The following is a 16,554-nucleotide window of genomic DNA, read 5'->3' on the forward strand; positions in this document are numbered from 1 at the left end:
ACATGTTAGTTCAACATAACGGCGTGTTACTTCAGTATTACGGCATGTTACTTCAACATGGCGGCATATCAATTCAGGATGACCGCGTGTTAGCTGAAGAGCGCTTAGCTTTAAAAGTTATAATCAAACGTTACACCAATTTGTCTTGGTGCGCCAAAGCGTTGATATTTTTTAGCTACCCAATCTAAATCAGGTTCGTTGCCGAAGAAGAAGCCGCGTGTTGCGATTTTTTCATCGGTAATATTTCTAGCCCAAAGTGAAATAGACCAATCAGCGAGTTCATAAGCAACTTTCGCATTCAATAAGTTTGAACTTGACGCTTTTTCGTCATGGCTATCAGAGAAGAAAAATTCATCTTTTCCTGACCAGTTCACATTGAAGACAACGCCATTGTCGCTGCGATACGTAGAGCCAAGGCTGAAGGTATAGCTTGGTGCGTGTGCTAAATCGCGTCCTGAAATGTCAATGTTTGTACCGTACTTGTCAGAATAACCATAAACATCATATGTTGCGTTTAGGTAGCCCACTGTCGAGTCGATCGTTAAATTATTATTAACTTGGTATGTTAACTCAAGTTCCAAACCGTAACTGCTTGAACTGGTGGCATTTGCCGTGTAAATGGTAAATTGCTGTGGCTTATCAGGGTTCTGTTGAGAAGCATTAACTTGTTGATCTTGTCTGTCCATATAGAATAAGGCTAGTCGACTGACTAAGGTATTATTTAGCATATTCGATTGCAGACCTAATTCATAATTGACTAAGACTTCGGTATCAAATTCTTTAAATTGGATTAATTGCTCGGGTAAGTCCATATTAAAACCACCCGCTTTGTAGCCACGCGCGACACGAACATAAGCAGAATGCTCATTGTTAATGATCTTACTTAAGGCGATGTGTCCGCCCCACATGGTTTCAGACGGGTCAAACTCATCGCCAGCACTATCGCTATAATCGGTTGAACGTTTTTCAACGCGCAAACCTACTGATAACTCATGGCCATAGCTAAGAACACTGTCTAACTGGGTAAAAATTGCATAATTATTAGCTGAGTATGTAGAGTCGAGTATTTCGTCTTCCCAACCATTATAAAAAGAGTCAAGGTCGTTATCTTCATTCATTTTGCTAATGTAAGTACCCACTAGCCAAGCAGTTGTATTGTCAAAAATTCTTGAGGCGTCATTTGATGATAATCGAAACTCTTGTGACCAAACATCTCTATCGGCGCGTTTGTCCCACAGGTAACTGTATTCACATGGCGCACCATCACAACTTTTACTTGCCCAATAATCTGCGTTTGCCCAATCACCATCATAAGCGTGCTGATGCTCTGTCGTGGTATAGCTGCTTATCGCTTCGAATTTTGCGAATGACAAACCTTCAAAACTAAATTTTAGTGCCCCGCCATGCGATTTTTGATTATCAACACCTGGGTTGTCCGTGATCGTATTAAAGCCGTTGTTATCTAATGTCCATGGGTCGAAACTATTATCGTTATCCGCAAATATATAAGTAAAATCAACACTTAAATCTTCTGTTGCCGTATATTGCAATTTGAACTTTCCAGAAAACTCGTCAATGCCATTAGTATCATCTCTATTTAGATAAAGATTGTCGCGATAACCGTTTTGTTGATGTTGCTCTAATGATATGCGGTAATTTAAGTCTTCGGTGACAGCACCAGAGCTATAACCGGCAACATTAATTAAGTCGTCATTGCCTAACGTTACTTTAAAACCATGCTCAGGTAATTCTGTTGCGTCTTTTGATTTTATGTAAATTAAACCCGCAAGCGCATTGGCACCAAAACGTGTACCTTGTGGACCTCTTAAGACTTCAACTTGTTGAACATCGTACATAGAAGCTGCCATGCCCAAGCCTGACAAATCGATATCGTCAACAATGAAACCCACTGATGAGTTTGGCGCACCGCGGTATTCAGAGCGTTCACCGACGCCTCTAATTTGTAAATATTTCGGACGAGATGTTCCACCAGAGAAATTTAAGTTGGCGACACCATTAATAACTTCTTCAAAATGTTGAATGCCCTGCTCAGCTATTTTTTGTTGGTCGATGATTGCAATACTAGTAGGAGCTTGCGCTAAAGATTGCTTATTAAAACTGGAAGTGACGGTTATACGCTCAATATCAGTTGATTCATTTGCTTGTGTGACGCTAGCAAAAGTCAATAAAGTCGTTGTTACCGCAATTGAAATAGGAGATTTTATAAAATTCATACTGGGCTCTTTTTGTGGCATGCAAGCAAAAAAGAGCAATAAGGCAAATACACCATAAGTAAGCACTTACACAAAGTGTTTACGATAAATATTCAACATATTAACCATTCCTACGCCGGCATTATCCGTTTCAGGTATTAAGGGTAAAAATTCTCAGCAATACAAAAGCCTATTAACAACAGCTTTTTATTGCACCCCTTGGTTTGTTCGGCATACTAACAATTTTATCATCAAAGTACAGAAAAATTATGGTTATTTAATGTCATGTATTTGCTTAATCTGATGATTTTCAGTAAATTAGCACTATAGTTTTTTTTATTAAATTGCCATGACAAATCATCTAAGCCAAAATCATTTATGTTCAGTAACCTTATTAGGAAATTTAGTTGCTAAGCCTGATATTCGTTATCAAGCAAACCCGGTCGTTGCTGTAGCTGAGTTAGTATTAGCGACCCATAGCCGATGGTTTGACAAAACGAGCCAACAGTTTAAAGAATGGACGAGTTATCATACGGTTAAAGTTATTGGTGATATTGTTGATCGTTCACTTATTCACTCGCAAAAGGGTGATGTTATTTTAGTGCAAGGCTATTTACTTAATAGTAAAAAAGCTAACCGTGAAATATTACACGCCACTTATGCACAAACATTTGCAAAGGGTTACGCCCAATCAATAAACCAAGTGCATATGAGTGGTGAAATAAGCAGCGATATTAATTTAGTACTAACCGAGAATAATAAAGAATTAGTCGCGCTTAACTTAACCGTTAATAATTTAGTGTATTCGCCTATAACACAGCAAACCCAAAATATTTCTATCGAACGTTCGGTACATATCTGGGGAAAACAAGCACATTATATTAAAGATAAGGCCGAGCTAGGCGACCAATTAGTTGTCGACGGAAGATTAAGCTATCTCAATGATAGTAAAAAATCACAATTTATTGATTCACACCAAGTCATTTTATTGAAACATTAAAACGGATTATCTATAATTTTATAAAATTAGGATTGTTGGCAAAATATGGACGTTTTTCATTATATAAAAAAAATAACTACGCAAACACTTCCAGTGTTGCTGGCTTTTTGCTGCCTATTAACGCCCTTAACAACGATTGCTGAAGAAGTTCAACTCGAAGTTTTAGCGCAGCTACCTAGCCTAAGTTCAACCAATAAAATAACCGTTATTGCATTACCTGTTAATAATGAGAATAAGCAACAATACTTAATTGCAGACGCTGCTGGCGAATTGTCTTTACTTAATAATGCCAAGCTCACTTTTTTAGCAAGCTTACCTTTAAATAATCATACTACCGATAAACAAGTTAAATTAACCGCGCTAACGTTACACCCCAGTTTTTCGTTAGCAGATAAAACTGGCTTCCAAAACTTTTTTACTGCACATATTGAGCCCGCTAAAACAAATAATAATGTTGCGCGATTAACGCTGTTAGCCGATCCCGTTGCATTGCCATTTGACGCTGTGATAACACAGTGGCAATACGACAACACAGCGGCAATTAAAATTGATGTGCAGCAACGCAGAGAAGTGCTGAGAATTGCGGTGCCAACTGCCACACATCAAATACAGAAAATTGCCTTTAATCCATATAATAAAGTATGGCACGATGATTATGGCTTAATGCTTGTTGCTTTATCTGACAGTAACGCTAGCTCAGCCAACGCTAGCGAAGGTGCTTTATATTCTGGCGTTGTGTTACGCATTAACCCTGAGAAATTTGGCTTAAGAAATTATAGGGTGCCCAGTAGTAACCCTTTTATGAAAACAAACGACGTTAACAATGAGATCTTTATTTTAGGCGCTCAAAGCATTAGTTCTTTTTCGTGGTCAAAAAAACATTATGGCGCATTACTCGTAGAACATGACTACGATGGCGGTCACCAAGTTGTTGTTGCTGATAAAGGTGCTGACTGGCGAGACTCTTACCAAAATAACCTTGTTTTTCCGCTGAAATCTACTCAAGGAACTGATGGAAATATTTTCCCTTATTATGGGCGAAACCTAGAAGCGTCAGTGGGAAGTGTCTTATATCTTATTAACGATGCAAAAAATTGGCAACTTGCCCAATTGAATACCACGATGGTAAATAGTGAGGCTCAAAGTCGCGCTGCATTACCTATTTTGTCGTTTAGTCGTGATGAGCTTTCTCCAAAAAATAAAGTGTCATTACTCTTTGATCACAACGGCGAACCCTTACTGTTAGATTTAACCAATAAACAATTATTATCGGTAAAGGCTATCCCGTTAAAAAGTGACAATAGTAAGAGTATTCAGTTAGAGAATAAAAGTGATGAACAATTGTTGCCACTCAACAATAGCGCTTATGGCAAACTACTGCTTACCCTGTTTATATTAGTGGTTGCGGTGGTGCTTTATCGAGTACGGCTAAAAACGGTCAATCAAAAAGCAAAATTAAGAGGTATGTTTGCACGCTTTGAACTCGATACTAGCCAAACAACCGTATCGTTTTACAAGCGCCATCAGTCAGAAATAGACAGTCAATTGGCTACTGCCGATATAGTTAAAAGTGAAATTTGGGTAAACGATAACAACGTCAGTATTATTAATGAAGATATTGACCATGGTTACAATGAGCAATGCGAGAACAAACTGCGCTTGTCATTTGATCAAGCGCATCGCCATAAGCTTATTGATGATGAAACTCGACAAGTCCTGCTTTATTTAACCGATAAAAACGCTAAAACATATGTTGTATGCTTATATTTTAGAAAAGGTAACCAGCGTCTAACCAAAGCTAAATATTTTGATATTTTAGAGTCATTAATTGATTGGAGTTGGTTTATTGCCAGCCAGCTGAATCCAGAAGCAACAACGGTACGACCGCTGAAAGTAACCATCGCTAAGAGCGCGATAAAAAAAGTTTTTAAGAAAAAAAAGGCCGAGCCTGAAAGCATTGATGCATCCGTAATAGAAGAACCGCTACCTAGTAAGCAAACCGCAGCGGTATTGCACGACATTGTTGTTCATGACTCCGAATTAATAAGTTCGCTAGACAAGCTTGTTGATTTAAAGCAACAGGGTTTTTTAACCGATGAAGAGTTTAGTTTAGCTAAAGCGAAAATTTTATCAGATATGATTGTTTAATATGGATAGAGATGCTGAGCAAACAAACTAAAACACTTTTTTTAATGACCACATTAATTAGTATTGCCATTCTTTTTAGCGTGTTATTTTCTTTAGATGTATTGAAAAACAACAACCTACAGCCACTACTTGACCAGTTTATTCCTCAAGGGTATCTGGGGGTGTTAATGGTGTTAAGCCTATTGGCATTACTGACCAGTATCGGTTTACCCAGGCAAGTCGCTGCTTTTTCTTGTGGTTACATCTTTGGCATTGTTTATGGGACGTTGCTGGCCACTTTAGCGGCAACACTCGGTTGCATGCTAACGTTATTTATCGCAAAAACCTTTTTTAGACAAAGGGTGCTTGACGCTTACCCCGACAAAGTAATGGTGCTGTCTGCTTTTTTCTCAACGGACACCTTCAGCAAAGCCCTAGTCATTCGTTTGTTACCTGCGGGCTCAAACTTTTTAACCAACATATTGGCAGGCATGGCTAAGGTAAAGTTTATCCCATATGTTACAGGCACTTGTGTTGGCTTTATTCCACAGATGTTGATATTTTCATTACTGGGCGCAGGTATTAAAGTTGGTGAGGAACAGCAAATATTACTGAGTTTATCTTTACTGGTTGTTGCGTTAATTTTTGGCTATTTATTGTATAAAAAAGAAAAAAAACGCAATAAAAAAGGAGCTGTTTAGCTCCTTTTTTATTGTCTTGCTAACGGTCATTTAGTTGAGTGTTAACAAGTACTTCACTAAGTTATTATAGTCAGCTTCAAAGTTGTTTTTGTCTAAACCTGCATTTTCAATTTTGTAGCGGCCATTAACAATAACGGCTGGCACACCTGTTAAACCACCACTTTTTGCGTAGTAGGTTTGCTTTTTCTTCATTTGTTTTACTTGGCTATTTACACCAAAGCTTTTCATTAATTTGTCAAACTTTTCGCCATCAGCGCCATTCAAAACAAAAACATTACGAATATCTTTTTCAGAAGTAAAGACTGCGCGCTGCACATGAATATAATTAAAAAGTGCGCCCATTAGCTTACTTTCCATGTCCATTTGCTCGGCAACAACTACCGCTTTACTTAACGTTTCCTGCATAACTTGAGAAGCGCCGCGTAAAAAATCAACGTGATTGAATTCAAATTTAACTCCTGCTGGTAACTGCTTTTTAACGCTAGTCATGAAAGGTGAAAACTTGAAACAATGTGGACAGTAAAATGAAAAGAATTCACGTACTTCAGGCTTTTTGGTCGCCTGTTCGCTCACGATCGTGTAATGCGTACCTTCTTGATAATTTGCTGCTGATGCCATTAATGGCAATAATAACATCACAAATAAACTCAATAATTTTTTCATTTAACGTTTTTCCTCAAACAATAGCCCTGCGCTATTAATAATTATGCAGGTAATAAACTTAATGGTGGCTGTTGAAGGGCAGACACTTGCTCTTTCAACATTAAAATTTGCTGTTCCCAATACTTATCGGTATTAAACCATGGGAAGTTATGCGGGAACGCTGGGTCTTGCCAGCGCTTACATAACCAAGCCATATAATTAACAACACGCATGGTACGTAATGATTCTATCAAAATAAGTTGCTTGGGTTCAAATGAATAAAACTCTTCGTATCCCGAAAGCATAGTATCAAGTTGTAATAACCGTTGTTGGCGATCACCTGAAAGCATCATCCATAGGTCTTGAATAGCAGGTCCCATGCGACAATCATCTAAATCGACGAAATGTGGACCTTTGTCTGTCCATAAAATATTACCGGCATGACAATCACCGTGTAAACGTATTTCATGGCTGGGTTGATATTGTTGCGCAGCAATATCAACCACTTGTTCTAAAATAGTAAAAAAAGCTTTGCTTAGGTAATGTGGCACAAAACCAGAGTCTTTTATAATATCGGTGGCCTGAAAAAGCATTTCTTGCTTGTTATAGGTCGGGCGATGTTTAAAAGGTTTTGTCGCCGCAACGGCATGAATACGCCCTAAAAATCGTCCCATCCATTCAAGCTGATCTAAATTGTCTACTTCGAAAATACGTCCGCCCCGACAAGGGTAGATAGCAAAATGAAAACCTTGATGAGAAAAAAGCGATTCACCACCAATTTTTAACGGCGCAACTAAAGGTAATTCATGTTTTGCTAACTCAAAAGAAAAGCTATGCTCTTCTCTAAGTTCAGCTTCGGTCCAGCGTTGTGGTCGATAAAACTTGGTGACGTATTTTTTCTTATCTTCGTCGTGAAATTGATAAACACGGTTTTCATAACTATTTAAAGCCAGCAAGCCACTGTCAACAAAGAGGCCAGTACTTTCTAGGCCATCTAAGATCAAGTCGGGTGATAGGGTAGTAAAATCAAATACAGACATTAGCGTTTATTAAAAAACCTGCTTTCATGTTCAAGAGAAACATCATCTTCCTCTGAAACCAACTCAATAACAAATGAAATATCGGTCATGTAACCTTTTAATTCATAGGGGTCTACGGACAGACTCATTGGTAACGTATACACAGCGGCGGCTTTTACCATGACTTCTTGTTCGCCATGCCACTTAGTGTTTTCAATACCCTTAACAGACAAGCGATAAACGTTATCAGTTTGCGATTTATTTAAGATTTTTAAGGTGTACACATTTTCTATATCACCGTTAAATTTTTCTTTGGCCAGTTCATTTCTGTCGCGAATAATGTCCATAGTGACCGGAGCTCGATTAACAATTTCTAAAACTAACAAGCTACACATTACTACCAGAACGATGGCATAACCCACTAATTTTGAACGAATAAAATGAACTTTTTTACCTTGTAACTCATGTTCGGTGGTGTAACGTATTAGCCCTTTCGGGTAATTCATTTTGTCCATAACCCCGTCACATGCGTCAACACATGCACCACAGTTTATACATTCATATTGTAAGCCGTTACGAATATCTATACCGGTTGGACAGACCTGCACACAAAGGTTGCAGTCAATACAGTCACCTAATTCTAATGATTCATGTGCTACTTTACGAGAGCGTGCACCACGGCTTTCACCGCGATTAAAGTCATATGAAACCGTTAAGGTATCTTTATCAAACATCGCTGATTGGAAGCGTGCATAAGGACACATATGTAGACACATAATTTCACGCATCCAGCCAGCATTACCATAAGTACAAAAAGCAAAGAACCAAACAGTCGCTGCTAAAGCAAACGAGGCCTGAAAAGTAAAAAAGTCAATAAACACTTCATCAACCGGTGCAAAATAACCGACAAACGTTAGTGCCGTTAGTATTGAGAAAAATAACCAACAAGTATGTTTTAAGGCTTTACGCCAGAATTTGTCAAAATCAAGTTCGCGGCTGTCCAGTTTTTTACGCTGATTAGCGGTACCTTCAATTTTTTCTTCAAACCAGATAAAAATAAAGGTCCAGACAGTTTGTGGGCATAAATATCCACACCAAACACGCCCTAAAAAGGTGGTAACAAAAAACAGTAAAAAAGCACTAAGAATACAGAGCCAAGCGAGTAAGGTTAAATCTTGTGGCCACAAGGTTAGTCCAAAGAGCGTGAAGCGTTGTTCGGCAATATCAAATAAAATGGCTTGATGATCGTTATATCGCAACCAAGGCAGTACCGCAAAAAGTGCTAAGAAAAAAAAGTTCATCCGCTGCCTAAGTAATTGGAAAATACCACTTACTTTGCGCACATAAATTTGATCACGAGGCTGGTAGGTTTCTACCTGATTGGGTTGATGTATTTTAATGTTTTTAACGGGAATTTGTATCTGCGCTTTTTTGATCTTGTCTTCTGATTTCACGATAAATCCTTGATATACGAGAGCCTCAAGATTATAACGATATTTATCTAAGAATACGTTATAAAACAATTAATATTAGTGAATAAGCCCAAAATTGATTATTCTTATATAATCATTCAATTATATAAAGAATTATGAAAAATTTATTGATCTTAATCGTCGCCGCGGCATTATTTTTACACTTTTATCCACAACCAGAAGTAGACGAGTGGTTTTCAGAACAGAAAAACGTCATTTCTAATGCCTTTTCAGAAGCTACAGATACCAAAGTAAGGTTGAAGGCCGATAAAATTTATACTGACTTAAAGAGTCAGCTTGTCAATTTTAGTCTTGAAGAACAACAATTTTTAAAAGAAATAACCAGCGATAGAAAGTCGGTAAAAGCTTTTTTTACTGATTTTTGTAATGCCAAACAACAATCCCCACATTTGCACCGAGACAACCAAGCGAAAGTTTGTAAAACAATTGCTCAGTATAGTTCTTTATTATAGGTAAATTAAAAAATTAATAACCTATAAAAGATATAAAGCTGTTATCGAGCAGTTCTAAAACTTAGATGCGCGATAACCGTTTAATGCTAAGCAGAAAGACTGGCCAATAGCTTAGAGAATGCTTGTTCAGACTCTTGCTCTAGGTGATGAACACCGCCGTTAATCACCCAGTGGCCATTGACCATAACGTCGTTAATCATATTATGCTGACTTGCAAAAATCATACTGTCTAATAAGTGTTGGTCGTGGTGAGCAAACAAAGCCACTTTTTTGGCATTAAGTACCAGTAAATCCGCTTGTTTACCTATCGCTAACTCACCGGTATTGCTATTTGTACTTTGAGCGCCGCCTAAGGCTGCTTGTTGCCACAAATTACGACCCACTGAAGGTTGATTTTCTGTTGCTAAAATAGCACGTTGTTGCTTAATTAAGCGTTGTGCGTATTCTAACCAGCGTAACTCTTCGATAGGATTCACTGAAATATGGCTGTCAGAGCCAATCGCTAAGGTACCATTTTCTGCTAAAAATTCACTGGTGGGGAAAATACCGTCACCTAGATTTGCTTCAGTGGTTGGGCAAATTCCTGCAATCGCTTTACTGGCAATAATTCCTTGGCGTTCTTGTTCGTTGATATGTGTTGCATGAATCAAACACCATTGCGGGTCTAATGTGACATTATTTAATAACCATTCCACCGGACGTTGACCATAATGCGCTAAACAATCATTGACTTCTTTTTGCTGCTCAGCGATATGAATATGCACTGGCGCTTTATGATCTAAACTACGAACATGTTTTACTGCTTGCTCTAGCGACGTTTTGTCAACCGCTCTTAATGAGTGAGGCGCAATGCCAACATTGGTATTTTGATAATCAGCACTTAAGGCAAAGCAGTCACTGACCAGTTGATTGAATTGTTCTACTGAATTAATAAAGCGCTTTTGGCCGTCATTTGCCGGTAAAGGACCAAAGCCTCTGAAACGATAAAGTACCGGTAATAATGTTAAACCAATTCCCGATTGCTGACTGGCCTTAAAAATGGCTTTTGCCATGGCAGCAAGTTCATCATGGTTTTCACCATTAATTTCATGATGTAAATAATGAAATTCTGCAACACGGGTATAACCCATTTTAAGCATTTCAATATAAAGCTGTCGGGCAATTATTTCGGCATCGTTTACCGTCAGTTGATCGATAAATTTGTACATGATGCTTCGCCATGTCCAAAAACTGTCTTGCCCTTCACTACCTTGTTCACTGAAACCCGCAAAGGCACGTTGAAAAGCATGGGAGTGGCAATTAACCATACCAGGAATAACAACCCCTACTTGCTCAGCGCCGTCAATATGGCCTGATGTTATTGCGGTGATCACTCCATTTTCTATGGTTAATGTTTGCTGCGTGTGCCAACCGCTGCTTAATAAAATACGTTCTGCAAATAACTTCATCGAAAATACCTTTGCTAATTTTTGTTGTAAAACCCAATCTACATTTACTACATTTACTGCGTTTACCTATTCACCACTGACTAATGATTAAGGCTTAATAAAATAGTTATCGCGACTCATTCATACGAGCACACCTACACTAGGCTTTTTGTTGTGAAAACTTAATCAAGGTTTCTACTAACTGTTTAAGCTTAGGAATAACCTCACTTGCCAACGCTTCATTGTATTCTGGACTGGGCTCACTCATGTAAGTACGTTGTGAAAGCTCTAACTGTACCGCATGAATATTTTTTTGCGGTTGACCATACTCTCGAGTAATAAAGCCGCCTTTAAACCGCCCGTTAGTGATCATGCTATAAGGTGAGTAATCAAGTTTTTGTAGTGCAGTGATTAATTCAGGCGCGCAGCTTTTACCATCAGCGGTACCAAAATTAAAATCGGGTAATTGGCCTTCAAAAAATCTCGGCACGGTCGACAAAATAGAATGAGCCTCTAGTAAAACGGCTTTACCAAATTCATTCTGCATGTCAGCTAGAGTGCTTTTTAATGCTTTATGATAAGGCTGCCAATACGTGGTTACTCGATGTAATATTTCATCTTTGTCTGGTGCTTGTCCTTCAAGGTAAAGTGGCGCAAGGTCAAATGAAGTCGTCGGACACAATTCAGTACTGTTGGCACCAGGGTATAAATCAACACCTGCTGGATCTCGATTTAGGTCAATGACATAGCGGCTATATTTGGGCATGATAATATACGCACCAAGCGCTTGAGCAAACGCGTAAAGCTTGTCTTTATGCCAATCAGTATCAGCCACTCTCCTGCCTTGTTCAGTCATTTTATTGGCAATATATTCAGGTAAAGCCTCACCGTTATGCGGCATGCTGATAAGCAATGGAATTCGACCTTTTATTAACGTGTAAGTGTTAGACATCTTCAACCTTTTAATTGTATATACAACTTTAGGGGTAATTTATCATGCTGTTACTGTAGCAAGCAAATTTATTGCGTTGTGATGCTGATCTTTTTAGTTGCTTTACTTGTTGGCCACTAAGGTTTATTTAATAAGCCCCCGGGTAGCAGTAAGTCGTATTACCTAAAAAACATCTGATTTTCATTATATTAAATCAATCACTTATTTATTAAAATTTGCTGGTTTGCAACTTATAGCATAGAGTGTATTTATTAATACTTCACTTCTGCCTTCATAGATAAACTTAAATAAAAATCTAAGTTTTAAACCATGGATGATGACATTATAAGCGATATAAAGAGTATGTTATGGCCCTTGTCTACTTGGCTTAAGCGCACATTATTGTGCAGTATTTTGTTAGTCACTTTTAGTGTCTATGCAGAGCAACTATCCCACAATAAAGCGCCCCTTCGAATAGCTTTACCTGATAGGTCGTCAATCAATGCAGCTTCTGGAGAGAAGTTTCAACTGCTGGTTAACTTTCTTAAAGAGTATTGGCAGATTTGGGCAATAGATAATCAACGTGAAGTATCGTTTAGCTACATGCCAACAGAAAAGGCTTATCAATCGCTTGCTAATAAGAGTATTGATGTGGTCGCCGTTACTCGTTACCAGCAAGATCAAACAGACTTAGTTTTTAGTATTCCCTATGCTAAATTCAAACAAAAAGTGTTTCGTCGCATTCAAAGTAATAAAAGTAATGGTCTGCAAATAGGTATCTACTCTGACGATCAGTCAACTTTAAATTTTCTTAGTCGCCATATTGAACGTTATTATTATCAAGATATTGATAAGCTGCTTGGCGATTATCAAAAATATGATGCCTTATATGCAACAAAACCCTGGTTACTTAATGAAAAGTTAAACGAATATAAGCTCAGTGGTGATTTTCATATTACTGAAGATGAAGCACCAGAAGTTTACTTTCGTTTTGCCGTGAATAAAAACAATAGAAGCTTGATGCATAAAATTAACGATGGCATTCGCTCAGTGAGTCGACAACAAGCCGAGTTATGGAATAGCAAATACATTACCTTAAATGAAGGAAATATCTCGTTAACTTTTGGCGCCTATTTTACAAATTTATCTGTTGCTGAAAAAGATTTTATTATTGACCATAATCAACTTTCCTTTCCTGTGGTGTCTGGAGGTTTTCCGCCCTACATTATTACTAAAAACTTTAATCACATTACCGAGCGCGGCTTCACCATTGATTTATTTACGCTTTCAACTGAGCGAACCGGTATTATCTATAAACCTGTTTATGTAAAAAATATTGAGCAAATTTTTTCGTCTTTAGCACAGCAAAAAATTAATGTACTGCCGTTGGTTGAGCGCAATAAAGACCGAGAGAAAAAGCTTATTTTTTCTGAGCCTTATTTGCAAGCCAGTTATAGTATGGTTTATCGCTATAATGACACGATAATAGATGGTTTAAGTGGCATAGGTGACAAAAAAGTTGCTGTGGTTAATAATTTTAATGCCACCCAATTATTAATAGAAAAACTTCCTTTTGCACACCTTAATTACTTTGACTCGATGAATGCGGCCATTACTTCAGTATCTTTGGGTGAATCTGATGTCTTTATTGGTGGCTCTCTGATTTCTTCTTATTTGGTTAAAGAAAATCAACTCTCAAATCTCACTAGCCAACCATTAATAAACTTTAATGATAATGCTCAGTTTTTTTTCGCGAGTAACCCCGGTAACGATATTATTATTAGCTTACTTAATCGCACCATTAAAAGTCTTTCTGCCACAGATTACGAAAGACTTTATGCAAAATGGAGTCAAACGGCTTTCCATGAAAATAATGCCGATAAACAAATTGCTAATGCTTATCGAAATGTTAGTTATTTGTTTGTCGCTATTATGCTTTTTGGGCTGATTATTTTTTGGATTTATTATCGACAGCTTAGGGTCAGAAAGCTTGCCCAACTAAAAATTGAACATGCATTATCAATTGCTGAGTCTGCAAAAATAGAAGCTGAAAAATCAGCTCAAGCGAAAATAACTTTTCTTGCGCGGATGAGTCATGAAATTAGAACGCCGATGAACGGTGTATTAGGTATGGCAGAAGCCCTTGCTTTCACACCTTTAAATAAAGAGCAGAATGATTTACTTGAAACATTACAAGGCTCGGCAACCAACTTACTCGCTTTGCTCAATGATGTGCTCGACTTTTCAAAGATGGACGCCGGCAAACTGACTTTAGAGTCGGTGCCAGTGAATTTTAATTTACTTTGTAAAAATATTATTAGTGGCTTCAATCACATTGAACACCACAAACCATTAGAAATTAACTTACACATAGACAATAAAATAAGCCACTGCTATTTAACCGACCCAACACGCTTCACACAAGTGCTTAATAATTTGCTTAGTAACGCGATTAAGTTCACCGATAAAGGGCAAATCGATTTAATTGTTACGGTGGCTAGCAGTGAGGTTATCAATAAAAATACCTACGACACACTTTATTTTGAAGTAAAAGACACCGGCATGGGCATAGCGGCGGAAAAACAAACGTTCTTATTTACTCCCTTCATTCAAGCCGATGACGACATTACGCGAAAATATGGTGGTACGGGTTTAGGGTTAAGTATTTGCCAAGAAATAATATCAGCGATGGGTAGCGAAATTAAGATTGATTCAACGCTAAACCAAGGGAGTTCTTTCCATTTTAGCTTAAAGCTAAAACAGTCAACTTTAGAAAGTTCCACCGATAACCGTCGCAGTAATACGCGTTTAATTAATGCCGCTGACGATAACCGTTTTCAAGATCTACGTATTCTTATTGCCGAAGATAACCTAGTAAACGTTAAAGTGCTCTGTGCGCAACTTGCGCGTCTAAATATTAAAGCCGATATTGCTTACGACGGCCAAGAAGCTTTAGATTTACATGAAAAACAGGCTTATGACATTATTATATCTGATTGTCATATGCCAAATGTTGATGGTTTTGAACTCGCTCAAACGTTAACAGCAAGCGAGCAAAGCCGACCGCTTTGGTTAATTGCTGTAACCGCCGATGCTTTGAGTGGCGCGGCAGAAAGGTGTATTACTGCAGGTTTCAATGACTATATGGCTAAACCTTGCCCACAGGAAGAAATAACCAACAAGCTCAACAATGCTTATCGACAGTTATTAAAGAAGCAGCAGAAAAACGACTTAACTAAACAAAATTTCAGCCTTTTTGATTTAGACATGCTGCTGAAAAATAATGAGCACGACATCGAACTGAGTAAAAATGTTGGTCGACTTTTTATCGCTTCATGGCAAAAAGAAAAAAAGCAGTGGCTCAGCGCCACCGAGAATTTTGATCATAAATATATACAAGCACTTGCTCACAAGCTAAAAGGCAGTACACGGTATTTTTCCCACCCTGAAATAGCTAAAACGCTCAATGAGGTTAGCCAGCAAGCCAGGGCTGAAAATAGTAAAGATATAAAAGCATCTGCTAGCCACCTTTATTTACAACTAGATATAATGACCGAAGAAATTAAACGTTGGCTATTGTTATAAGTCATGTGATTCTTTCATCATCAATCTAGATTAATTTTTTTATTATCAATCGCTTTAATCAATCATTGTGAATTGTTTTTATCACTTTATTAAATCAAGTTATTCACCCATACTAGTACCACTTAATCGATTCAAATCAATCAAAGCGAGTGACTATGTTTACCAATAAAGAAACACAGCAAGTTCCAAACACTACTTTTCCTATTATTACTGCCGATGGTTGGGCAAGTCGAAACAGTGATGAAATTTTTGCTAATAAAACCGTCATTGTATTTTCATTACCAGGCGCATTTACACCGACTTGTTCATCTTCACATTTACCAAGATACAATGAACTAGCGAAAAAATTTAACGCTAATGGTGTTGATGAAATTGTTTGTATTTCTGTTAACGATACCTTTGTAATGAATGCTTGGGCACAAGACAAAGACGCAGCCAACATTAGTTTCATTCCTGATGGCAATGGTGACTTTACTCAAGCGATGGGTTTATTAGTTGATAAAAAAGAAATTGGTTTTGGTAAGCGTAGCTGGCGCTATTCAATGCTAGTAAAAAATGGCGTTATAGAAAAAATGTTCATTGAACCTGATTTACCTGGCGACCCATTTGAAGTATCTGACGCCGATACCATGCTCAATTACATTAATCCTGAAGCGGTGCAGTCTCAAGAAATTACAATTTTTAGTAAGCCGGATTGTCCATTTTGTAAAAAGGCTAAAGCATTATTAACAAGCCAAGGTTTAAAGTTTGAAGAATTGATCGTTGGTAGCGACGTAAATACTTCAATGTTCCGTGCTATTACTAACTCAGATACCGTACCACAAGTATTTATTGATGGTAAAAACATTGGTGGTAGTGAAGATTTAGCTGCTTACTTTGGTTAAACTTTATTATTAGCCAGCACTCAACACTTATTGTTGGCGATACAATAAAAAAAGCTAGATAACTCACGTTATCTAGCTTT

General features: G+C 37.8%; 12 protein-coding genes and 1 riboswitch. Of the genes, 6 read left to right on the forward strand and 6 right to left on the reverse strand.

What is annotated here, in order from left to right:
* Positions 1-110: 110 nt before the first annotated feature.
* Positions 111-2,234 (reverse strand): TonB-dependent receptor, encoded by a 2,124-nt coding sequence (locus H4J76_RS10775; RefSeq protein WP_182230577.1) that lies wholly within the window; start codon positions 2,232-2,234, stop codon positions 111-113.
* A 90-nt stretch (positions 2,235-2,324) separates the two neighbouring features.
* Positions 2,325-2,443: riboswitch (TPP riboswitch) on the reverse strand.
* Positions 2,444-2,562: 119 nt separating this feature from the next.
* Here H4J76_RS10775 and H4J76_RS10780 point away from each other — a divergent pair.
* From H4J76_RS10780 to H4J76_RS10790, 3 genes are read left to right on the forward strand one after another with little or no spacing between them, the layout of a single operon-like run.
* Positions 2,563-3,213, forward strand: a complete 651-nt coding sequence (locus H4J76_RS10780) for a single-stranded DNA-binding protein (RefSeq protein WP_182230578.1) — start codon at positions 2,563-2,565, stop codon at positions 3,211-3,213.
* A 45-nt stretch (positions 3,214-3,258) separates the two neighbouring features.
* Entirely contained in the window at positions 3,259-5,361 is a 2,103-nt protein-coding gene (locus H4J76_RS10785) for an SHOCT domain-containing protein (protein ID WP_182230579.1), read from the forward strand.
* Between the two features lie 11 nt (positions 5,362-5,372).
* A complete protein-coding gene (locus H4J76_RS10790) occupies positions 5,373-6,041 on the forward strand; it encodes a TVP38/TMEM64 family protein (protein WP_182230580.1) in 669 nt (222 codons plus the stop codon).
* Positions 6,042-6,071: 30 nt separating this feature from the next.
* Here H4J76_RS10790 and H4J76_RS10795 read toward each other — a convergent pair whose 3' ends face one another.
* From H4J76_RS10795 to ccoG, 3 genes are read right to left on the reverse strand one after another with little or no spacing between them, the layout of a single operon-like run.
* Complete coding sequence (locus H4J76_RS10795; RefSeq protein ID WP_182218184.1) at positions 6,072-6,704, reverse strand: thiol:disulfide interchange protein DsbA/DsbL; 633 nt, start codon at positions 6,702-6,704, stop codon at positions 6,072-6,074.
* 41 nt (positions 6,705-6,745) lie between these two features.
* Complete coding sequence (locus H4J76_RS10800; protein ID WP_070375165.1) at positions 6,746-7,723, reverse strand: serine/threonine protein kinase; 978 nt, start codon at positions 7,721-7,723, stop codon at positions 6,746-6,748.
* Complete coding sequence (gene ccoG, locus H4J76_RS10805) at positions 7,723-9,156, reverse strand: cytochrome c oxidase accessory protein CcoG (RefSeq protein WP_182221460.1); 1,434 nt, start codon at positions 9,154-9,156, stop codon at positions 7,723-7,725. The genes H4J76_RS10800 and ccoG overlap by 1 nt, the downstream gene beginning before the upstream one ends.
* Before the next feature lie 134 nt (positions 9,157-9,290).
* On the opposite strand from ccoG, the gene H4J76_RS10810 reads away from it, so the two are divergent.
* Positions 9,291-9,647, forward strand: coding sequence for a hypothetical protein (locus tag H4J76_RS10810; RefSeq protein ID WP_182218171.1), 357 nt, complete (start codon positions 9,291-9,293; stop codon positions 9,645-9,647).
* A gap of 86 nt (positions 9,648-9,733) precedes the next feature.
* Here H4J76_RS10810 and H4J76_RS10815 read toward each other — a convergent pair whose 3' ends face one another.
* Both H4J76_RS10815 and hutG read right to left on the reverse strand, forming a co-directional pair.
* Positions 9,734-11,095, reverse strand: a complete 1,362-nt coding sequence (locus H4J76_RS10815; protein ID WP_182230581.1) for a formimidoylglutamate deiminase — start codon at positions 11,093-11,095, stop codon at positions 9,734-9,736.
* Between the two features lie 139 nt (positions 11,096-11,234).
* Positions 11,235-12,026 (reverse strand): N-formylglutamate deformylase, encoded by a 792-nt coding sequence (gene hutG / locus H4J76_RS10820; protein ID WP_182230582.1) that lies wholly within the window; start codon positions 12,024-12,026, stop codon positions 11,235-11,237.
* A 309-nt stretch (positions 12,027-12,335) separates the two neighbouring features.
* On the opposite strand from hutG, the gene H4J76_RS10825 reads away from it, so the two are divergent.
* Both H4J76_RS10825 and H4J76_RS10830 read left to right on the forward strand, forming a co-directional pair.
* Complete coding sequence (locus tag H4J76_RS10825; protein WP_182230583.1) at positions 12,336-15,590, forward strand: ATP-binding protein; 3,255 nt, start codon at positions 12,336-12,338, stop codon at positions 15,588-15,590.
* Between the two features lie 155 nt (positions 15,591-15,745).
* Entirely contained in the window at positions 15,746-16,474 is a 729-nt protein-coding gene (locus tag H4J76_RS10830; protein ID WP_070375171.1) for a glutathione peroxidase, read from the forward strand.
* Positions 16,475-16,554 lie beyond the last annotated feature (80 nt).

This window comes from Colwellia sp. BRX9-1 (assembly GCF_014077195.1).
Classification (GTDB): Bacteria; Pseudomonadota; Gammaproteobacteria; order Enterobacterales; family Alteromonadaceae; genus Colwellia_A.